The organism is Solobacterium moorei (genome assembly GCF_036323475.1).
In the GTDB taxonomy this organism is placed as follows: domain Bacteria; phylum Bacillota_I; class Bacilli_A; order Erysipelotrichales; family Erysipelotrichaceae; genus Bulleidia; species Bulleidia moorei.
On record NZ_AP028934.1, the window covers coordinates 587,210 to 609,238 of the forward strand.

At 36.3% G+C, this 22,029-nt stretch carries 22 protein-coding genes; 17 read left to right on the plus strand and 5 right to left on the minus strand.

Going from position 1 to position 22,029, the window contains the following annotated elements; all coding sequences use genetic code 11:
- Positions 1 to 186 precede the first annotated feature (186 nt).
- From RGT18_RS02825 to RGT18_RS02870, 10 genes are all read left to right on the plus strand, one after another.
- On the plus strand, positions 187 to 609 hold the full coding sequence (locus tag RGT18_RS02825) for a hypothetical protein (protein WP_028077620.1): 423 nt from the start codon (positions 187 to 189) through the stop codon (positions 607 to 609).
- 58 nt (positions 610 to 667) lie between these two features.
- The gene (locus tag RGT18_RS02830; RefSeq protein ID WP_028077619.1) at positions 668 to 850 is read left to right on the plus strand and encodes a hypothetical protein; all 183 of its coding nucleotides are present in this window, start codon (positions 668 to 670) and stop codon (positions 848 to 850) included.
- Positions 851 to 1,328: 478 nt separating this feature from the next.
- A complete protein-coding gene (locus RGT18_RS02835) occupies positions 1,329 to 1,847 on the plus strand; it encodes a hypothetical protein (protein ID WP_156022779.1) in 519 nt (172 codons plus the stop codon).
- Entirely contained in the window at positions 1,840 to 2,103 is a 264-nt protein-coding gene (locus RGT18_RS02840) for a hypothetical protein (RefSeq protein WP_028077617.1), read from the plus strand. Before RGT18_RS02835 ends, RGT18_RS02840 begins: the two co-directional genes overlap by 8 nt.
- Positions 2,093 to 3,880 carry a relaxase MobL gene (gene mobL, locus RGT18_RS02845; RefSeq protein WP_028077616.1) on the plus strand — a complete coding sequence of 596 codons (1,788 nt, stop codon included), beginning with the start codon at positions 2,093 to 2,095 and terminating at the stop codon, positions 3,878 to 3,880. The genes RGT18_RS02840 and mobL overlap by 11 nt, the downstream gene beginning before the upstream one ends.
- Positions 3,881 to 3,883: 3 nt before the next feature.
- Positions 3,884 to 6,103 (plus strand): type IV secretory system conjugative DNA transfer family protein, encoded by a 2,220-nt coding sequence (locus RGT18_RS02850; protein ID WP_028077615.1) that lies wholly within the window; start codon positions 3,884 to 3,886, stop codon positions 6,101 to 6,103.
- 12 nt (positions 6,104 to 6,115) lie between these two features.
- Positions 6,116 to 6,586 (plus strand): hypothetical protein, encoded by a 471-nt coding sequence (locus RGT18_RS02855; protein ID WP_037403508.1) that lies wholly within the window; start codon positions 6,116 to 6,118, stop codon positions 6,584 to 6,586.
- A gap of 201 nt (positions 6,587 to 6,787) precedes the next feature.
- Positions 6,788 to 7,333 (plus strand): type III toxin-antitoxin system ToxN/AbiQ family toxin, encoded by a 546-nt coding sequence (locus RGT18_RS02860; RefSeq protein WP_028077613.1) that lies wholly within the window; start codon positions 6,788 to 6,790, stop codon positions 7,331 to 7,333.
- A gap of 19 nt (positions 7,334 to 7,352) precedes the next feature.
- On the plus strand, positions 7,353 to 7,805 hold the full coding sequence (locus tag RGT18_RS02865) for a recombinase family protein (RefSeq protein WP_338175091.1): 453 nt from the start codon (positions 7,353 to 7,355) through the stop codon (positions 7,803 to 7,805).
- 111 nt (positions 7,806 to 7,916) lie between these two features.
- Positions 7,917 to 9,221 carry a recombinase family protein gene (locus tag RGT18_RS02870; RefSeq protein ID WP_028077612.1) on the plus strand — a complete coding sequence of 435 codons (1,305 nt, stop codon included), beginning with the start codon at positions 7,917 to 7,919 and terminating at the stop codon, positions 9,219 to 9,221.
- A gap of 190 nt (positions 9,222 to 9,411) precedes the next feature.
- On the opposite strand, the gene RGT18_RS02875 is transcribed toward RGT18_RS02870, so the two are convergent.
- From RGT18_RS02875 to RGT18_RS02885, 3 genes are all read right to left on the minus strand, one after another.
- The gene (locus RGT18_RS02875; protein WP_028077611.1) at positions 9,412 to 10,488 is read right to left on the minus strand and encodes a site-specific integrase; all 1,077 of its coding nucleotides are present in this window, start codon (positions 10,486 to 10,488) and stop codon (positions 9,412 to 9,414) included.
- Positions 10,489 to 10,502: 14 nt separating this feature from the next.
- A complete protein-coding gene (locus tag RGT18_RS02880) occupies positions 10,503 to 10,640 on the minus strand; it encodes a hypothetical protein (protein WP_156022778.1) in 138 nt (45 codons plus the stop codon).
- Between the two features lie 90 nt (positions 10,641 to 10,730).
- A complete protein-coding gene (locus RGT18_RS02885; protein ID WP_028077610.1) occupies positions 10,731 to 11,681 on the minus strand; it encodes an Abi family protein in 951 nt (316 codons plus the stop codon).
- A gap of 307 nt (positions 11,682 to 11,988) precedes the next feature.
- On the opposite strand from RGT18_RS02885, the gene RGT18_RS02890 reads away from it, so the two are divergent.
- The 6 genes from RGT18_RS02890 to RGT18_RS02915 all read left to right on the plus strand — a co-directional run bounded on the left by RGT18_RS02890 (position 11,989) and on the right by RGT18_RS02915 (position 19,434).
- Positions 11,989 to 13,263, plus strand: coding sequence for a helix-turn-helix domain-containing protein (locus RGT18_RS02890; protein WP_338174685.1), 1,275 nt, complete (start codon positions 11,989 to 11,991; stop codon positions 13,261 to 13,263).
- A 366-nt stretch (positions 13,264 to 13,629) separates the two neighbouring features.
- Positions 13,630 to 13,887, plus strand: a complete 258-nt coding sequence (locus RGT18_RS02895) for a DUF1653 domain-containing protein (RefSeq protein ID WP_006526127.1) — start codon at positions 13,630 to 13,632, stop codon at positions 13,885 to 13,887.
- Positions 13,888 to 14,226: 339 nt separating this feature from the next.
- The gene (locus tag RGT18_RS02900; RefSeq protein ID WP_006526126.1) at positions 14,227 to 15,474 is read left to right on the plus strand and encodes a substrate-binding domain-containing protein; all 1,248 of its coding nucleotides are present in this window, start codon (positions 14,227 to 14,229) and stop codon (positions 15,472 to 15,474) included.
- 121 nt (positions 15,475 to 15,595) lie between these two features.
- Positions 15,596 to 17,104, plus strand: a complete 1,509-nt coding sequence (locus RGT18_RS02905; protein WP_006526125.1) for a sugar ABC transporter ATP-binding protein — start codon at positions 15,596 to 15,598, stop codon at positions 17,102 to 17,104.
- 15 nt (positions 17,105 to 17,119) lie between these two features.
- Positions 17,120 to 18,802: an ABC transporter permease subunit gene (locus RGT18_RS02910; RefSeq protein WP_028078217.1), complete on the plus strand. Its 1,683-nt coding sequence runs from the start codon at positions 17,120 to 17,122 to the stop codon at positions 18,800 to 18,802.
- A 56-nt stretch (positions 18,803 to 18,858) separates the two neighbouring features.
- A complete protein-coding gene (locus RGT18_RS02915; RefSeq protein WP_028078216.1) occupies positions 18,859 to 19,434 on the plus strand; it encodes a DUF6553 family protein in 576 nt (191 codons plus the stop codon).
- A gap of 23 nt (positions 19,435 to 19,457) precedes the next feature.
- Here the strand turns inward: RGT18_RS02915 and deoD are convergent, their stop codons facing one another.
- Together deoD and yfcE are read right to left on the minus strand one after the other, a co-directional pair.
- Positions 19,458 to 20,174, minus strand: a complete 717-nt coding sequence (gene deoD / locus RGT18_RS02920) for a purine-nucleoside phosphorylase (protein ID WP_006526122.1) — start codon at positions 20,172 to 20,174, stop codon at positions 19,458 to 19,460.
- 38 nt (positions 20,175 to 20,212) lie between these two features.
- The gene (gene yfcE / locus RGT18_RS02925) at positions 20,213 to 20,770 is read right to left on the minus strand and encodes a phosphodiesterase (RefSeq protein WP_028078215.1); all 558 of its coding nucleotides are present in this window, start codon (positions 20,768 to 20,770) and stop codon (positions 20,213 to 20,215) included.
- Between the two features lie 70 nt (positions 20,771 to 20,840).
- Between yfcE and coaBC the strand changes: the two genes are divergently transcribed.
- On the plus strand, positions 20,841 to 22,025 hold the full coding sequence (gene coaBC, locus RGT18_RS02930) for a bifunctional phosphopantothenoylcysteine decarboxylase/phosphopantothenate--cysteine ligase CoaBC (RefSeq protein ID WP_028078214.1): 1,185 nt from the start codon (positions 20,841 to 20,843) through the stop codon (positions 22,023 to 22,025).
- The last annotated feature ends 4 nt before the right edge of the window (positions 22,026 to 22,029 follow it).

Sequence of the window (22,029 nt, forward strand, 5' to 3'; positions counted from 1 at the left end):
GTCATTTTTTTCATCCTATGACAGTAAACTGTCAAGGACTTCGCAAGCTCAAAAAATGCAAGGGCTATGCAAGTCAATCACATTTCATTGGCTTGGCTCTTCAATGTTTCACTTGTCTATGCTCTTGCGTAGTCGTGCCAAGGGTGGCACTAGAAAGACTACCGAAAGGTAGATGAGGAATTCCACATGAAACACTACTACAGATTTATTATCAACTACGATGAAGATGAAACACGTATCTTCATCAGTCCAAAGGAACTAAAGAAAGGTGCTGTTGCTGTTGTCCATTCTTATGGTGAGCAATTTGCGATTGCTACTGTCTTAGAACCAGTCAGTGAACTAGAGGCACTTACCGGTTATCAACGCAAATGTCTTGAAGATATCATTTGCACAGTTGATGTTACAGAATATCTCACAAAGCAAAAAGCAATCTCTGAACGTTCTAAACTTGAAGAGTTGATGGACGAAAAGATGGCAGAGTTGAAGTATGAAGACCAACTCAAAAAGACTGCTGATAGAAGTGCAGACTTCAAAGTTCTGTATGAAGCATATCTCAAAACATTATCGCCTGTTACAGATGATGTACAGGAAACTTTAGATGGTGAATAGTTGTTGGGTGTGGGAAGAGCAATCTTCCCACAACAACATCAGATGAAAAGGAGAACATATGGATTACTTGGTTATGAAAGCACTCTTTCAACTAATGATTGATAAGAGCCATCGTGAATTTATCAAAGCGATAATTTCAATTGAAACGGATGTAGAAGATGAAGACAGATTAAACAGGTTATATGACTTCTACATGGAAGATGATGATATGTCGTTATTAAATTATGCTTTAGTGGAGTAATGGCTTTGGGGCAAATTGCCCCAAAGACTGCCGGCTCCACCCAGCCAAGATAATTTCCTTGGCTGACGTTACGCACGGCAGTAAAAACGTAGCAACACTTCACAAAAAAATTACCAAAAATAATCTTGGTAATAGTTTTTTGTTCGTGTTTATATTGGTTCACCACTTCGTATCTCATATAAATGGATACTCGTGGTTTTCAATCTATGATTCCAGCCAAAATCGCAAAAAACGCTCTATTTGTCTGGAAAGCAAGATAAGGAATTTCGTATTACGAAATTCGGTGTTACGCAATTGCTCAACGAGCAATTCGTTTATTTTAAAGGTTTTTTCGTATTACAAATCGTAATACGACGTAAACGCTTTTTTGATTTTCGTAATACGTTCGTAAACGCTTTTTTCGTAGTTATTTTTTCGTAAAAATAATTTGAGTTTTTAAGGAAAATAAAAAAATAAATGATAGGAAGGTGATGTGATTGTGGCAAAGAATGTAGTGGCTTTTCGATTGGGAGATGATACAAAATCTCAATTAGATTTGTTAGAAAGTATGGATTATAAATTGGCAGTTTCTGAAAATAGAAGACCATTAACGAGAACAGAAATTGTAGAACAAGCAATCAATAATTATTACATACAGAATACAAATGAATATAAAAATGATCCACAAGTTAAGATGATGTTTAAAGTCATGGATGAATTATTTCAAAAATATTTTGGTGAGTTGAATGATGATCTTGGGAAGCAATGGTATGACATTCGTCTGTTACTTTTATATGTCCAGGTGATTTCAAGAACATTAAATTTCCAAGAGCAACCAGCAGAGTTTGCATTGAAATTTATTAATGGACGATATGATTTTGAAGATGAAATTGAAGCAAAAGTAAATCGTGATTTGGCTGATTCAAGAATTATTTCTTTAGTGAAATCTATTCAAGATTTGCAACGTGAGTCAAAAAAATTAAGAACAGAAAGTGAAGAGGAAAACGAAAATGAATAAGCAAAAATTACTAAGCGAAATTATGAAAAGAGAACAAAAGATTGCACAACTATCTAAAAAAATTAATGAGTATCGTTCTCAAAAGAATGGAGTACAAAGTGAACTTAATGAATTGAATCGTATTAGAAAAAAGATTGAAGATATTGAAGCTGAAGCAATCAAAAAACAAAATACTTTGGAAGAGGATTTGAAAAAAATATTAGATAGACCTACCAAGCAAAAGCAAGAGAAAGTAGCTGAGACAGATGCCGGTTGAAATAGATAAAGTTAGATTCTTTCAATTAGGAAGTCAGGCTCCAAAGAACTCTAGGTTCAAAGGAATCATCACACAAGATACATTATTTGGAAAAGGTGGATGGTTAGAATATACACAACGTGATGAGGCAACGCAGCCAGATAAAGAGTATTATGCTGAGCGTGATGATGGATTCTTTGGGTACACTTTCAGACAAGAAGCGGCAGATGGATTGACTATGACTTCAATGGGAGATTTTTCTATAGATAATATTTCTACATTTGCTGAAGCATGTAAATCATCATTTAAAAAGAATGGGGATATTGTTTGGGACATGGTAATTTCTTTACCATCATATGACTATGCAGAGAAGTGTGGATTACATAGTCAAAAAGATTATGCAACCATGATTTCTAAAATCATGCCAGAGTTTTTCAGGAAGATTGGATTAAGACCAAGCAATATGTTATGGTGGGAAAACTATCATAAGAATACAGAACATCCACATATGCATGTGTGCTATCTTGAAAAAAATAAGACAAGGGATAGAGGTAAACTTACTCTTTCAGAATTAAAAAAATTAAAAGCAATTATCATAAAAGAAATTGGATTAAGAGAAGAGTTGTTTAAAAATACTGCTATTGATCCAGAACGTTTTTTTAAAAATAAAGATGCAGAAACTAGAGAACTTATACGTGCAACTCGCAATTATGATTTTACAAAGATCAAGAATGTTCTAGACCTGGCTACAGTGTTACCTAGATACGGACGTATGCAGTATGGCTCATATCAGATCATGCCATATAGAGAGAAGCTGGATGAGATTGCAGAGGAGTTTCTAAACTCAGATGCACTCAAGGAGATGTATAAAAGTTTCTTAGAAAAACTAGATACTCTTTCACAAACAATGGATACGGCTGCAGGTACGGACATAGCAACTATTAAAGATACAGAAATCAAAAAACTACATAAACAAATTGGAAACATTATTTTGGATCAGATTAAAGACATGCGAGCTGCCAATTATAAGAGTTCAAGATTAGACAAGCCATTTGTAGAAAGACAATTTGAAAAGGCAGAAGTACCTTTACTAGAAAAAAACAGTAATAATCCAGAATGGAAAGAGTACCTGGAAGTGAAGAGACAATTAGAAAATGGTAATTCAAAAGGTGAAAAGGTGAATCATTCCTTTCTGCATGGATGCATAGAAACACTTGAAGGATTGGTAAATAAAATTACAGATTCTAAATTAAATGCTTTGGTTTCACATAGATTAGCAAAAATGTATTTCTATGGTGAAGGCGGAATCACTGATCCACTAAAGACAGTTAAATATGCAAAGCAAGCCATCAAGAATGGATACACAAAAGATTATATTCTTCTGGCGAAGGCACAGTTCAAGCTGGATAGGGCATCTGAAGGAATGGATACATTGTACGTTGGAATGACACATGGAGATCCACTGGCTACATACTCATATGGAATTCATGAAGTAAAAGGGGACATGTGTAACAAGAACAAGATAGATGGATTTAGATGTATCAAAGTGGCTGCAGAGATGGGTTGTCTTCCTGCTATCAACTACTTGAAGACACATGATAAGGCTGGATTTAAAGAGACCGTGGAGAAGAATCTTGGAGTAAAGATTAAGAAGCCTGTTATCTCTTCAGGAAAGCAGATGAGTGAAGCTGCTAAGTATATGTATAACTCTTCTCAACTTAGCGTAGCGACAGGGCTAATCAATCGAGAGATTGAAGCGTATCTGAATAATGATAAAGAATTAGAAACGGAGTGGTAAGCAATGGGAAAGATTATTAGATTTTTATTTCTATCAATCACTGCAGCGATGGGAATACTCTTTTTAGCAATCCAGGTAATTCACTTAGGAGTTACCCATGATCCACAAGTATCTTTTGATTATAGGTTCCTTCTTCTTGGCGAGGATTATGTATTGTTAAAGGTAGTAGGAGCATTGATTGGACTAATGACCTTCCAGATCTTTTATGCTACCTTCTTTGGAAGAAGCGGACATGGAGCAAAAGGAAAACATAAACGAGCATTGACGAGCCAGGAGAAAAAACAGTTTTCTGATGTTGCGAATTGGCGAGAGATAAAAAGAAATAGTCAGAGACTTGAATATGATAATACAGGGCATCTAAAAACAAGATCTATATTGATTTGGTTGGATCATGTACTGGATCCATTTAGAAGGTTTTGGAATGAGTGCTGTACGATTCTAAAAGTTTCTGATAAGTACCGTAAAAACACAATCAGGACATATGAAATAGCAGGCAAGAAAACGAATTTTAGAGGTGGTATTCCATTAGCTGTGAAATGGAACAGACTCTATGTTGATGCAGGTGATAATCACGCAATTATCAATGCATCATCCAATGCTGGTAAGACTGTTTCTTTTGTAAATCCAATGATTGATACCTTACGTATGACAGGGGAATCTATGATTATTAACGATCCGAAGGGAGAATTACTTTATGAACATAAAGAACAATTACTTTCAGATGGATATGATGTAAGGGTAATTAATTATATCCACCCAGAGGAAGGAGATAGATATTCTCCATTAAGTATTGTTATTGATTCTTATCGAAAGGCAGAAAAAGAATACCTGGAGAGCAAGGAAGAATACACTGCAAAAATCAAAGAATACCTGGATAAAATGAATGCTGCTGAAGGGCTACAAAAACAAAGGCTAGAGAATGAATTGTTAGAATATAAGAAGTACTATGCACCAGAGTTTGACTATTCTAAAGCAGCTATGTTTTTAAGAGAACTTGCTGATCAGTTCTTTTATGATCCAAAGGCACACAATGAGGCACATTTTAATGATCAGGCTTCTAGTTTGTTCCAGGGAATCGTGTTTTTACTATTAGAGGAAAAGTCCTATAATCCAGAAAGTAAGAAAAGAGAACCTGTTCCGGATGAGGAAATCAATTTCAAGTCTGTAATGGAGACATATAGATCAGGAATGGAAACAGTAATGGTTAAAGCAGGTGCAACCGTTATGAAAGTACCAAAGTTGAAATTCTTGTTAGAGAAAAAGCGTAAGAAGACAGATGAATCCTATAAAAAATTAATGGCATTCTTGAGTACTGGAGATAAGGAAAGAGGTTCTATTGTTACTTCATTTGAAAATAAGATGAAGGACGTTACCTTAAATGAAACTGTCTTACGAATGATGGCAAAATCAGACTTTGATGTTGCGGACATTGGAAGAAAGAAGACAGCACTATTTATAGTCGTTCATGGTGAAAAGGATACTTATTACAGATTGGTATCCTTGATCATTAATCAGACCTTCCAATTATTGATGCAATTAACTGAAGAGCAACAAAAAAAGACAGGTAAAAAGAGACTGCCAGTGCCATGTAATTTGATTTTTGATGAATTTGGAAACTTCCCAGCATTAAAGAATATTAAAGGTATTTTAACTTTTAGCCGCTCTGCAGGATTTAGATCATTTATGGTAGTCCAGGATCTACATCAGTTCTCTGAGATATATGGTAGGGATGTTGAATCAATCATAGAAAATAACTCAGCTAACTTTATTTACCTATATGGTAAAGATATGGATACAATCAAGCGTATTTCAGCTATGAGTGGTAAGAAGCTTGTGTGGAAATCGGATAAAGGTTCCTATGAGGAAGCTCCAGTTATTTCTACGGATCAATTACAGCAATTATCTATGGGTGATGCAGTCATTATTAGTGCAAGAAAGAAGGCATATATCTTCAGAATGCGTAATTATAAGAAGTATTCCTTCTACAAGAATAAGAAGAAGTATGTTCCTGGAGAAACAAGAAGATTACGTAATGTTAGAGTGTATAACGTTCAAGAGCATTACGATGCAGACCAGAAGATCAATGATGCATTAGAGAGTAAGAAAGACCTGCTGTCTGATGATCCTCAGTTATCTGCAGAGTTAAAAACGGGTATTGGACAACTGCAGGATAAACAATCTTTGATTCCTACTGCAGGATTTGGATTGGGTGCCGCAAAATAAGGAGAAGTCATAATGAATACTATAAAGTTTGTAGAAGAAGTACGCTTAAAGGAAGCGTTTTGGGATAAATATAAATACAGAACAAACATTCTAGCTAGTCAGTTCGAGAGCGTTGCTAGACATGGTGGTGTAGATCTGCTTACTGCAGAATTGGTAGAAAATAAAACAACAAAAGAAACAGCAATCCAATTTGTATCTTTCGAGTTCAAACTGGATGATATTAAGAAGGCTATAGCACAAGCTGAAGAAAATAGCCGTTTCTGTCATAAGTCATTTATAGTGATTCCATTAGAAAAAGAAAAGGTAATCAATGATAGATACAAAGACTACCTGAAGAAAGCGAAGTATATTGGAGTCATGGGAGTTGCAACAGATGGTAGATGGACGATTCTACACAAACCATGGACTCATAAAGATGAAGAGTTAGTGTACAACCAGGTACTATTGAAAATGCTGGTAAATAGTAGCAAATCAGTAATATAAGACTTTGCTAGAGATTGTATTAAATGTACAAATGTGATATCATTCAGTCGTAGTTAGTGGAGAGTCCTAGCCGTAGTAGGAAGTTGACAAAATGTGGAGAGTTCTAGCCGTAGTAGGAATTTGACAAAATGTGGAGAGTCCTAGCCGTAGTAGGAAGTAAAAAAATGCCTCATTGAATGGGGCTTTTTTTGTGGAGGAATAATGGAAAGAAAAATATATCTATACACAATATCTAATAGTTATATAAACTATCTTCAGCAATTTGACAAAAAAGTTTCATTGCATAATTCAGCGCAAGGTGGTGTTTATGTAGGGGCTGTTTTAGAAATAAGCAAAGATGTTTCATACTTTGTACCTTTGACAAGTTACTCAAAGGAAAAAGAAGTGAAAATGAAACATAGAAAGCAATTGATTTTAAGCTTACATGAACTTGGAAACAGTGATAACAAACTAGGGTATATGTTATTTAATAATATGATTCCTGTTCCGAAGATAGAATTGCAACTAATTGATTTATCAGATCAAAGCATTCCAAAGAATAGGATGATGAAGCTGCAACAAACATATATGAGAAGCATCTTAAGTGGAATAGAAAATAAATCTGCAGTGGTATATCGAAAACAGATTGATGGTGATCCGTATTATGTTAAATGGTGTTGTGATTTTACTTTACTAGAAAGAAGGTGCATTGAGTTTATTGAGAGTAACCATAGTCAGTCACAGTTGATTGAAAAAAGTCTATGCTGATAAGGCAACAGGGAAGCATATGGATAGACCACAACTTAAAGCTATGCTGGAGTTTGCTAGAGAAGGAGATACAATCGTAGTAGAATCTTTTTCCAGACTCAGCAGATCAACAAAGGATTTACTTCATTTAGTGGAAAGTATGCATGCAAAGGGAATTGCATTTGAATCTCAGAAAGAGAAGATAGATACCAGCACGGCTTCAGGGAAGTTGTTTTTAACTATCATAGCTGCATTAAATGAGTTTGAACGAGAAGTATTATTAGAACGGCAAGCTGAAGGGATTGCAATTGCAAAGAAAAATGGGAAGTATAAAGGCAGACTTCATGCAAGCATAGATAAATTTTTGTTTGCTGAACTGTATAAAGAGTATAAGAAAAGAAATATTACTCAGAAATATATGTGTACGAGATTAGGAATCAGTCGATCTACACTATATAAAGAAATTAAAAAGTATGAATTAAATAATCTATAAATACATAACTAAGATACCAGTATACGAATATTGAATATTGGTATTTTTTCTTGGTGTAATTGAATGCGTGCTTGATGCCGGCACACAACAAAAACAAGGAGATAGTTAAGGATGAAAAAAATAATTGGATATGTTCGTGAATCAACTCAACTGCAGGTAATTAATGGGTACAATCTTGGAGAACAGAAGCGAAAGATTGAACTTTACTGTCAATACAAATATGAGAAGGATAGTTATACATTAGAAGTTAAAGAAGAGCGTGGTGTTTCTGCAAGGAATCTAAAGAGACCACAGATACAATCAATAATTGAATTAATTAAAGCAAAAAGCATTGATATATTAATTATTCATAATCTGGATCGGCTTACTAGAAGTGTAAAAGATTTAGCCTATTTAATAGAAATACTAGAAAAAAATCATATAGAACTAATCAGTATTACAGAAAATATTGACACTAGTACGCCTTCAGGAAGGATGTTTATATTGATTATAGGAGTCATATCACAATGGGAAGAAGATAGTATCTCCTGGCGGACAAAGAGAGGATTAGAAGAGGCTGCAAGAAGAGGATTTTATTGCAAAGGGAAAGTTCCACTAGGATACAAAAGAAACCCAGATGATAAACATTATTTGATTATTGATGATGAAACTGCAGGAGTTATCAAAAATATATTTGATTGCATCGTAAACAAAGGTATGAATGCTTGGAATGTAACATTAGAGTATAGAAGAAATAAAGTGCTAAATAGAAAATGGCAGAAAAATGATATTTATACAATAGTGAGAAACTTAGTATATAGTGGCACCCTAGTTTTTGGTGAAAATAGTTACGATGGCGTCATACCTCCGATTGTTGATAAAGAAACACAATTGGAAGCAATTAGACTAACAAATTTGAAATCGAGAAACAGAAGATATAAATACCTATTTAAGAGAGAAATCATATGTAAGAGTTGTGGAAATACATTAGTTTGCAATTGTAGCTCCAGAAAGAAAAAGCATACACAAAAGAGGGAAGTATATAAGTATTATGTGTGCAGCAAATGTAAGAAACGAATCAGCGAATCAGTAATAAGTGAAAGTGTAAAGGGACAATTAAAAAAATATTTAATTGAACATCAGATTAAATTAGAACAGAAAAAATCTCGTATCAAGTTGAAAGAAATTGATAAAGAGATGAATGCGGTGCTGGACATGGTTATAAGTAATGGAAGAGATGAGGTGCTGATTAAGAGATACAATGAACTAGCGGAAAAAAGAATGAAATTGTCTCATGGTAATGGTGGATGTGGTGATGGAGATTTGGATGAAGAAGAACTTTCAAATTATGTGAGAAAATACGTTCAAAAAATTATTGTTGATTTTGAAAATCAGAGGGTTAAAACCATATTCAAAAGAAGAAAAGAAATAAAATAATACGACTTAAAAAATGAAGTTTGTTCTAACAGTACAAAAAACAGCCAGAGTCAGAAACTTTTGGGTACTGTTAGAAATTTATAAAAAGTTATTGATTATGATTACACAATTGTGTATAATGTACTTGTAAGTTATTTAAAGTTCTTTATTTGGATAATTTGGAGTATTCGCTCCATAACATTAAAAAGCCTTATTTTAAAGGCTTTTCTTTATTTGTGGCACCTTTTTGGCACCCTTTTCTCATATTTTCGATTGTTTCGTTCAGGAATTTATCTGTATCCTTTAGCAAATGTGTGTATGTTTGTAACGTCTGCTCGATGGATGCGTGTCCGAGTCGCTTGGATACTGCCACAATATTTACGCCACTGTTAATTAGAATTGTAGCATGGCTGTGCCGTAGATCGTGTAGACGAATTTTATTAACACCAGATAGTTCTATTGCTTTTGTAAATCTTTTTTGTATCTGCGTTATAGGGAGGCTTGTTATACCACCAAAAAGAAAATCACCGTCAACGTCCAATAATGGTTGTAATCTGTTTCTTAGATCATCGTCAATCCATACTTTTCTTGATTGCTTCGTCTTGGTCGGTTTTAAGCCGTTTACGAAGTGTTTGATGCTGGCATGAATATTTAACCAATTGTTATCGAAATCGCTCTTCTGTAGCGCCATAATCTCGCCACGACGCGCTCCAGTCCAGAATAGCGTTTCAAAGAAGAGGGAATAAAGTGGACTATCGACACAGGATAGAAATTGATTGAACTCATCAACGGTCCAGACACTCATTTCCTGCATTAGCTCTTGATCGGTCTTTTTAAGGCGTTTTAGGATAATGCTGTTATCAACAACGTTGTAGACTGTCGAGTAATAGCGAAATACGCCCTTGACGAACGAAATGGTATCATTCTTTATCTTTGTTCCGCATTGGTCGCTATTAGCTAATTCTGACCGCCACGCGACGAGCTGTGCACGGGTAATTGATTTGATTGGGCGTTTATACAAGTCGGCGAATCTACGTTCAAATGCTACTTGGTGGCGACGTGCTTGTTCCTTTGATGGCAATGCATACTCTTCCCATTGATGAGCTACTTGTTCAAAAGTTAAATCGCTTGGATCGTTCCCTTGTTGCATTGCTTCAGCTTCGTAAATCTTGGCTTCACGCTTTGTTTTGAAACCGCGTTTTTTCTTAGTTCGTTGTTTAAACGTAAGAGGGTCGCGATATTTGACCTGTACGAAATATGTTTTTCTGACCTCATCGTATCCGATCATGCGTTTCCTCCTTTCTATGATTTTCTGTATTTGTTGCTGAAGTAATCGGCGAATGCTAGATGCAAAACTTCCATCAAGTGTTCTCTTTCAGTGGGCGACATCTTGTAGAGTGCATCTTCAATTTCTTCTAAATACTTTTCTATCTGTTCCATATAATGGCTCCTTTATGCTAAAATTGAGTACAGTAAAAGCACTTGGTTGTGAGTTTACTGCGTGTCCGGCTGTTGGTAGCAGTCGGATTTTTAAATGGTATTTATCCAGTCAATTGGGAATCCAAGTGCACATGTAATTTTGTTGTAATCTATTATTGTGATGTGTCGTCTTAAATCCTTTATTCTTCTTTTAAAAGCTCCTATCATATTTTTATACTCATCTGGTGATATCAAGCATTGAAAGATCAACACCATATTGTATAAGTCCGCTCTGAAGTTACTTCTTTGTGTTGAAGCACCGTGAATAGAAGGGATGTATGGAAGGTTGTTTGAACTATTCATATTTAATATTCGATTATCGTGAGCCACACAATTTCTAAAATCTCTTACATTCTGCATAATTGTTAGTAGTTCCCGAGTTCCAAGTATTTGATTTGGCATAGACGTATTGCTTATTAAGAATGAAGAAAACATTTTTGCTACATCCGTCTGTACACTGTCTTCACAGCATCGGTATAGTTTAATTACGTCACCTAAGTACATGAACTGTATAACTACCCATAAAGGGATATTTGTGTGAACTCTTGAATAGTGTCGTATACCATTTGTATTGTGTTTTTTGGAATAATCATCAATAACCTTTGCAATGCGACTTATGATATCAATTGCATTTAGTCTTTCTTTGTTTGATTTGTGTTTATAACAGTTTAGATTTAGGTAATCGTAGCTATTTGGATGTTGTAAACAAAAATAATACGCTAAAGTAGATTTTAAGTATTTTTCGAATTCTAATGAATGCGTATATAGAATAGTTTTGATTGCCTTATCAAAAAGATATACTGAATTTATATCTTTAAGAGTCGTACCACTTATGTAAACGTCGGATGTAACAGTAAAAAATCTGCCATAATCGTTAATCATACTATAGTAATTACGATTAATTAAAAAATTAGAAGCATATACTTCATCGTCAATAGTAATTCCTCTTGAACGCAAAATGGAAATTTGGTCATTGACACTCCGAAATGGTTTGTTTGCCATATTGATCTCCTTAAATATAAAAACCCCACTTGCGATAATACAAGCGAGGTTTTTACGCAACTGAGTCCTGCTTTGCAGCTGGGAGTATCAGCGCTTCCGTACTCGTATTATCATTGATATTTTGTGGTTTGTCAACCACTTTGTATCTTTCTACGATTCTAAATCTGACGCCTCAAGTGAAAAGTTAAATTCCACTTCTAAGGTACGAAAGTTGAATTTAGTTATTCACCAAGCTCTAGTTGAATTTACTCTTACACTTCTAGTTCAATATAAGTGCCGATTCTTCGTGTTTTAGGAGGAAAACATTATGTTAACGAAGAATTCACACATGTCTTATTCAGATAGACAGATCATTGAAACTGGTATCGAAAATGGTTCTACCAAACAAGCTATCGCTACTACCCTTGGTAAAGACAAATCAACCATAGGAAAAGAAATCAAATTCCATCGTGTCCTTGCATACAAATGTAATCTGCCTCTAGAGTGTGCTAACTACAAACGCTGTAAACATGAACGCCATTGTACTCTGGATTGTATCGATTATGTCCCTTTCAAATGTACTCGCAGGGACAAGTCACCAGGAGCTTGTAATGGATGTGGAAACTATCGCTCTTGTCGCTATGAAAAATATCGATACTCTGCCCTCGATGCACAGCACGACTACCAGATGACACTTACATCTTCACGACAAGGTGTCAATGCGACAGTAAATGATATCAAGCAGCTCGGTGAACTCTTATTACCATTGATTAAGAAAGGTCAGTCCATCTACTCTATTCTTCAAAGCCACAAAGAGATCAAGCTATCCGAAAAGACGATATACAACTATATCGAAAATGGTGTCTTCCAAGATGTGGGTGTATCGATCGGTGCCATCGACCCGAAACGTGTCGTAAGACGAAAGATGTCCAAACAAAAGCGCAATACATACAAGCCACGTAAAGACAATCGATACCTGACAGGAAGAAAGTACTCCGACTTCTTGATATACATGGAAAAGAATCCAAATGCCAAGGTCGTAGAGATGGATACGGTATACAACGACGTGTCCAACGGACCTTTCCTACAGACCTTCAAATTCAGAGAGTATGACCTGTTGATATGTATCTATCAAACCGTAAAGGACTCCTTACATATGTTGGATGGGATCCTATTATTGGAAAAGATATTAGGAAAAGAAATGTTCGAAAAAGAAGCCGAGGTCATATTAACAGACAGAGGAAGTGAATTCGTCCTAGCTGAAGAAGCGGAGATACGTGAAGATGGAACTCGCAGGACACGTATGTTCTACTGTGATTCGATGGCCTCTTGGCAGAAAGGTAGTCTAGAGAACCTACACCTATTGGTAAGAGAGATATGCCCAAAGGGATGTGATCTCCATGCATTGGGACTTACATCACAAGAAAAGGCAAATCTCATCAGTATCCATATTAATTCATATCCAAAAGAAAAGCTGCACGGAAGATCATCCATACAGCTGCTCCATTTCTACAACGAAGAAATGGCCAAGAAACTCTATGATTTTGGAATTACCGAAATCCCACCAGACGAAGTAATTCTAAAACCATATCTTCTAAAGTAAGAAGATAACCAAGAAGTTTCAAAATCAATTACACACGAAGGATCGGCATATAACTTTCACCAAACAACGAAGTAGAATCAACTCTTACAAATTTTTTGAACAGTAGATTCTGCCTACCTTTCATGCGCTCATTTTTCTGTTACTTCACCTTCATTCTAACTAAAATAAAATCATTTTCAACTTAAAAATAGTACCATCTTGGATTATCAATCCTTGCCAGTACTATTTCTGAATGACTTACTTCCACTTTATTGTTTATTCTTTAGAAGTGGAATTTAACTTTTCACTTGAGCTTCAGTTTTTATATAGGAATTAGAGACAATTATATATTTTTGGATATGCTATATAAAATAAGGGAGATAACTTATGAGAAAATTTGCATCAGGAGATATCATTCAACATTTTAAAAGAGAAACTGTTGATCAAAACAGCATGCAATATCTATATGAATATATTGGTGTTGCTATGCACTCTGAAACACGTGATAGGATGATTGTTTATCGAGCTTTGTATGGAGAAAAGGGATTATTTGTTAGGCCATATGAGATGTTTATGGAAGAAGTAGATCACGAAAAGTACCCAGAAATACGACAAAAGTATCGTTTTGAAAAGACTCTAAAATAGAATATTCACAAGTGAAATAAAAAAATTACAAATAGAATTGTTATTTTTCGTTATTTTATTTGTATTAATCGGTAATAAATAGGCATTATTATAAAAAGTTATGACAATTGTATAAAATTAAATGTTTTGAAAAGTGGCTATTAGTAGCCACTTTTTTACAACTGCTAATTTCTATACAGCGTAAAATGAATAAAAGAGCTTATAAATCCTTAAGGTTTTATAAAGAGGATATGCGTTGACGGTCATTTTGCATGGTGATATGATTTTTTCATCGGAAACGCGAAAGCGCTTTCCACAGTTTCAAAGCCAAATAATTTAGGGGAGGAAAGAAAAACTTTTATGAAGAAATTATTTGCGGTTATGACTTCTGCGGTTTTAGCACTATCACTCGTTGGTTGTGGTTCTAAGACAAGCGACAAAGGCGGAAGCTCAAGCACAGAATCAACAGTTTCAAACGCTGATAAGCCATTAGTATGGTACAACCGTCAGCCATCTAACAGTACAACAGGTGAGTTAGATAAAGATGCTTTAAACTTCAACAAGGACACTTACTATGTAGGATTCGATGCTAACCAGGGTGCAGAATTACAGGGTAAGATGGTTGCTGATTACATCGCTGCTCACAAGGATATCATCGACCGTAACGGTGATGGTGTTATCGGTTATGTATTAGCTATCGGTGACGTTGGACACAACGACTCAATCGCTCGTACAAGAGGTGTTCGTAAGGCTTTAGGCACAGCTGTTGAAAAGGATGGCACAATTGATGCTACTCCAGCAGGAACAAACACAGATGGTTCCGCTACAGTTGTTAAGGATGGTAAGGTTGGCGACTTCAAGGTTCGCGAGCTTGCTTCTCAGGAAATGAAGAACTCTGCAGGTGCTACATGGGATGCTGCTACTGCAGGTAACGCTATCGGTACATGGTCAGCTTCATTCGGTGATGAAATTGACTTAGTTATCTCTAATAACGATGGTATGGGTATGTCAATGTTCACAGCGTGGGCTAAGGATAAGAAGGTTGCTACATTCGGTTACGATGCGAACAGTGATGCAGTAGCTGCTATCGCTGAAGGTTACGGCGGAACAATTTCTCAGCACGCTGACGTTCAGGCATACTTAACATTAAGAGTATTACGTAACGCTTTAGATGGTGTTGATATCAATACAGGTATCGCAAAGGCTGACGAAGCCGGAAACGTTCTTGAAGAAGGTGTTGACTACGTATATAACGAAGAAGAACGTTCATTCTATGCATTGAACCTTGCTGTTACAGCTGATAACTACAAGAACTTCATGGATGCTACTAAGACATTTGAACCAGTATCTAAGGAAGTTAAGAGCGACACTAAGAAGGTTTGGTTGAACATCTACAATGCTTCCGACAACTTCTTAAGCTCAACATACCAGCCATTACTTGAAAAGTATGATGATTTACTACACTTGGATGTTGAATACATCGGTGGTGATGGTCAGACAGAATCTAATATCACAAACCGTTTAGGAAACCCAAGTCAATATGATGCGTATGCAATTAACATGGTTAAGACAGACAACGCTACATCATATACTTCACTCTTAAAGTAATTCAGTAAGATTTTCTAAGAGGCTAGCAGGTAGGCTTTTGAAAACCTGATAGCCTCTTTCTAAGTAGTTTGTAGTTAACCATACTGCTTATGATTTTTAGTTAAACAGGGGTAAATCAATTATGTCAGAAAGAAATGACAATTTAATCTTGTCAATAAAGGGCATGTCGAAATCATTCGGCAGAAACAGAGTGCTTGATCACATCAATTTAGATGTGAAACCCGGCTCAATTATGGGTCTCATGGGTGAAAATGGTGCTGGCAAATCTACAATGATGAAGTGTTTGTTCGGTACATATCAAAAAGATGAAGGAAGTATCTTCCTAGATGGAAAAGAAGTAAGTTTTACTGGTCCAAAGGATGCGCTTGAAAATGGTATTGCGATGGTTCACCAAGAATTAAACCAGTGTTTAGAGCGTAGTGTTATCGATAACTTATTCTTGGGGCGCTATCCAGTAAATTCTTTAGGTGTTGTTGATGAAGGAAGAATGAAGAAGGAAGCTTCTGAGCTGTTCCGTAGTTTAGGTATCACTGTCAATTTGACACAGCCAATGCGTACAATGTCCGTATCTGCTCGTCAGATGTGTGAAATTGCAAAGGCAATTTCGTATCATTCCAAGATTATCGTTTTGGATGAGCCTACATCTTCATTAACTGAACCGGAAGTTAAGAAGTTATTCCAGATGATGCGTAAGCTACGTAGTCAGGGAATTTCCATTATTTATATTTCTCATAAGATGGATGAAATTTTTGATATATGTGATCAGGTGTCTGTATTACGTGATGGTAAGATGATCATGACTAAGGACGTCACTGACACAAATATGAATGACTTGATTGCGGCGATGGTTGGACGTTCTCTTGATAACCGTTTCCCACCGGTTGATAACACACCAGGTGAAACAATTCTTTCTGTCAAGGATCTTTCAACGAAGTTTGCACCATACCTTGACGATGTAAGTTTCGACGTTAAGGAAGGAGAAATCTTCGGCTTGTATGGTCTAGTTGGTGCTGGACGTACAGAGTTAATGGAAACAATCTTTGGTGTTCGTACTAGAGCAGCAGGTCGTGTTTATTACAAAGGTAAGCTCATGAACTTCGATAGTGCAAAAGAAGCCATGGACAATGGATTTGCTATGATTACCGAAGAAAGAAAGGCTAATGGATTATTTTTGAAGAGTGATTTAACTTTCAATACATGTATTGCAAATATGGATCACTATAAGAATGGTATCGTTGTGTCTGACGAAAAGATGAAGAAGGCAACGGTAAAAGAGATTGCCTTGATGCATACAAAGTGTATGGGACCAGATGATGCGATTACATCATTATCTGGTGGTAATCAGCAGAAAATCATCTTTGGTAAGTGGTTAGAAAGAAATCCGAAGGTGTTTATGATGGATGAGCCAACCCGTGGTATCGATGTTGGTGCAAAATATGAGATCTATGATTTAATCATCAAGATGGCAAAGAAGGGTAAGACAATTATTGTATGTTCATCTGAAATGCCAGAGATTCTCGGTATCACAAATCGAATCGGTGTTATGTCCAATGGGCGTCTTGCCGGAATCGTTAATACAAAAGAGACAAATCAGGAAGAACTCCTGAGACTCAGCGCAATGTATTTGTAATCGGAGGGGTTAGACATGAGTCAAAATAACGAAAAATTAGGGGCAGAGGTTCTCTCTGTTGAACAAGAAGAAAGCCTATTAAAACCAATTACGGACTACGTAGGTAAGATTCAAGCACAAATTGATGAATTACGTAAAGACGGAACAGATAAGGCTGTTGAGTTAATGAATGTAATTCAGATGACAAAGAATGATAAGAGTTTATCTAAAGGTGAAAAGGAAAACCGTATCACCGAAGCTAAGAAGGCTTTAGAAGCTGCTCAGCAGGTTGAAAAAACAAATAAGCCAGCTATTGATAAGCTAATCAACGAAGGCGTTACTTATTTAAATCAACATTTTGAAAAGGAATATTATTCAAAGGTTGTAGCAAGTTGTGTTGCAGAAAAATCCCTTGCCGCAAAGAGACATAGCGATTTGTTAGTTGAAATAAAGAATGTTCATACACAGAATCTTTCTAAGCTTTCAGGTAATGACGCCGATGCAAAACAAGAAATCAAAGATGAAAACTATGTATATAAAAACAAAGTCTTTGACGCAAAACTAATATATCAAAAAGAATTACAGGCAATTAAGGATCGTAAACATGAAGCGTTTATTCAACGTTACCATTTGGTCGACCTATTGAAGATGTCTAAATTCAGTTTTACTGAAACGCAGGCTCAGAAGATTGAACATTACTTATATACATTCAATCGTAAGGATTGGCTATTACGTAATGGTCTATATCTTGTTATTATCCTTGTATTTATTGGTTTAGGTATTGTTACTCCAATTATCAAGAAAACTCCTTTATTTACAGTCAATAACATCTTAAATATCTTACAACAGGCTTCTCCAAGAATGTTTTTGGCATTAGGTGTAGCTGGTGTGATAATGCTTGCAGGTACTGACTTATCCATTGGACGTATGGTGGGTATGGGTATGGTAGCTTCTACAATCATTATGCATAAGGGTATTAATACTGGTGCAGTATTTGGTAAGGTGTTTGATTTCACTAATCTTCCAATTGGTCTAAGAGCTGTGATGGCGCTGGTTGTGTGTATTATCTTATGTACCATCTTTACTTCCATTGCTGGGTTTTTTAAGGCGAAGTATAAGATGCATCCATTTATTTCATCAATGTCCAATATGTTAATTATCTTTGGTATGGTTACATATGCAACAAAGGGTGTATCATTCGGTGCAATTGAGAATGATATTCCAGCAATGATTATTCCTAAGATTGGCAACTTCCCTACAATTATCTTATGGGCCGCTGTAGCTGTAATGATTGTGTGGTTTATTTGGAATAAGACGACATTTGGTAAAAACTTATATGCGGTTGGTGGAAATCCAGAAGCTGCTGCAGTATCAGGTATCGATGTATTTAGAGTGACAATTATGGCTTTTGTAATGGCTGGTGTACTCTATGGCTTTGGTGCATGGTTAGAATGTAACCGTATGGTAGGTTCTGGTTCTGCTGCGTACGGACAGGGTTGGGATATGGACGCTATCGCTGCCTGCGTAGTAGGTGGTGTATCCTTCTCCGGTGGTATCGGTAAGATTTCTGGTGTTGTTGTCGGTGTAACAATCTTCACAGCGTTAACATACTCATTAACAATCTTAGGTATTGACACAAACCTCCAGTTTGTATTCGAAGGTCTCATCATCTTAGCTGCGGTAACACTAGACTGCTTAAAGTACGTTCAAAAGAAGTAATTCAATTTGCGGAAATCAGAGATGGCTTCCGCTTTTTTCTCAGTTATAATGCATATATGAAAATCAATGAATTAAAAGAAAAATACTATTCTTTAGAAGATAGTTATAAACGATATACATTAGTTCAGGAGTACTTAGCAAATCACAAAGACGATGAAATTGTGAAAGAAATGCTAGAAGTGCTGACGAAGCGTTATGGAAATGCGAGGTTAAGAAAGCCGGCAGATCACTTTATGCATGCATGTTTGATGATGAAACTGATGGCAGATGAAAAGTTTAGTAGTCTTATGCTCGCAAAGAAAAAGCAGGAATATCAACAATTCCTACAAGAACTAGCAATCAGTGCAAAACAATCTGAGTATCTAGCTGCAGAGTGGAAACATCTAGCCAGAACGTATATTCGCTTAAGTAAGAAGAATAATTCTAAATCCTATTTCTTCGGTATGGGAAAACGGGATGAACATGTAGTCGTTGGAAATATAGCGGATGAAATCACAAATATCTTTGTGCGCTTACCAAAACGACTAGGATATACAAAAGAAGTTGCGAGTTTGTGCAAAATTGTAATGGATACATTCCTAGAAGAGTTTCCAAATGATGAAGAAATATTGAACAATGCAATTAAAAAGTGAACCAATTGGTCCACTTTTTTGATTTAGTCAGCGATAGCGGCGTCTAATGCAATCTTCATCATATCTGTGAAGGCTGTTTGGCGCTGTTCAGCAGTTGTGATTTCTGGTGATACAAAACTATCAGAAACTGTTAATAAACAAGCTGCGTTCTTTCCTAATACATTTGCATTTGAGAATAGAGCAAAGCTCTCCATTTCAACACCTAAGCAGTGTAGTTCGTTCATAACCTTTGGTAGGTAAGTAACATTCTTTTCACGATAGAATACATCGGATGAATGAATCAAACCTTCTGTAATCTTCATTCCCAGATTAGCTGCAGCTTTCTTGATCTTTTCGTTTAATTCTGCAGATGGCTTGATTGTATCGCTTGTATTTCCGCATTGTTCTCTTGCGAATGAAGATTCGGAATAAGCAGCATCTGCTAGAATTACATCAAATAATTTTAATTCTGGTTGGTATGCACCGGCAGAACCAATACGAATAATATTTTCAACATCATATTCTGTAAATAATTCGTAAGAATAGATGCCAATCGATGGCATTCCCATTCCTGATGCCATAACGGATACTGGTTTGCCTTTCCAAGTTCCTGTGTATCCTTGAACGCCACGTACGTTATTAACTAGTACTGGATTCTCCAAGAATGTTTCAGCGATGAACTTTGCACGAAGTGGATCACCTGGCATTAAGACTGTTTTTGCAAACTGACCCTTTTCGGCACTGTTATGTGGTGTAGACATAATTAACCCTCAACTTTCTTTTCTCTATTATACATGATTTATAGCCAATCTGTATGCATGTATTGTTTATGATCAAGCGTATAAACGGTGAAGCCATCTTCGCCGATAATGGCATATGTTCTTGGATGGTTTTCTTTTGGCAAAGAGATAGATCCTGGGTTTAAAAGTAAGATGCCATCTTTTTCATAAGCAGTTGGAATATGCGTGTGTCCTGAAAGGAAACTATCTCCAGTACCTAGGGTAGGAAGGTTATTTGGACCATATACATGCCCGTGTGACATAGAGATTTGATGTGCTCCATGGAAAAGAACATTATAGTCAGCGGTGATTGGAAAGTTCAGTACCATCTGGTCTACTTCTGCGTCACAGTTGCCACGTACTGCAATGATCTTATCTTTGAATGCATTCATGATTGTAATGACTTCTTTTGGGGCATAATCATTTGGTAAATTATTTCTTGGCCCATGATATAAAACATCGCCAAGACAGAGAATTTTATCTGCGTGATGATATGAGAAGGCTTCTTCCATTGCTTTTGCACCTGAAAGAGCACCGTGAATATCGGATACTACTAAAAACGTGTGTGAATTCGTCATATTTCATTTACCTCTGCCACTAATATTAGCATATTTTGCGTGTTATAATGTTTACAAGAAGGTACAGTATATGAAAAATAAGTGCATTGTTGTGGGAGTGACAGCAGGGATTGCTGCGTATAAAATTTGTCAGTTAGTTTCCTCGCTGAAAAAACAAGGAAATGAAGTTCGTGTTATCATGACAAAGGAAGCAGAGAAGTTTGTAACTCCTCTAACATTCCAAACACTCAGCAGCCAAAAGGTAATTACGGATATGTTTACGGTGGACTATACACCGGATGTACATCATATCTCACTTGCGAAGAAAGCTGATTTATTTGTTGTAGCTCCTGCTACTGCAAATATCATTGCTAAGATTGCCCATGGCATAGCAGATGACATGTTAACGACTACATTTTTGGCATCCACATGTCCAAAAATGATTGTTCCTGCAATGAATACAAATATGCTAAACAATCCAATCACACAGGATAATATTGCGACATGCCAAAAATATGGCATGCATATCATGTGTAGTGGTGCGGGATATCTAGCTTGTGGAGATGTAGGCGCAGGGCGTTTACCTGAACCAGAGGAAATCGAAGATGCGATTGCCTCCCTTGTAGAAACTGATCGCTACTTACAAGGAAGACATGTTGTGATTACTGCAGGTGCTACCCAAGAAGAAATTGATCCTGTGCGTTATATAACGAACCATTCTACAGGAAAGATGGGCTATGCTTTGGCGAAAGAAGCACGTAATGCAGGTGCGAAGGTAACGCTGATTTCTGGCAAGACAAATTTACCGCAACCTTATGGGGTTGATGTCGTAAATGTCATAAGTGCTGCAGATATGAGAGAGTGTGTTGTCAACAACTTTGAAAAGGCAGACGTTGTAATTATGTCTGCGGCAGTTGCGGATTATACGCCAATTGAAAAGGCGGATCACAAGATTAAAAAAGCAGAGGGTGATTTATCCATCGCTCTGAAACGTACACAGGATATTCTTCTGACAATTGGAAAGAAGAAACGTGAAGATCAGGTCGTGATTGGCTTCGCGATGGAAACAGAGAATTTATTAGAAAACGCGGCAAAGAAACTACAAGAAAAAAATGCGAACTATATTATCGCAAATAGTATTCGTGAACCTGGTGCAGGCTTTGGTGTTGATACAAATATTGTAAAAATCATCTCCCCAACAAGTGTAGAGGATTTAGGATTATTATCCAAAGATGATACAGCGAAAGAGATACTGCGTCATTGCCTAAAGAAGTGAGGAC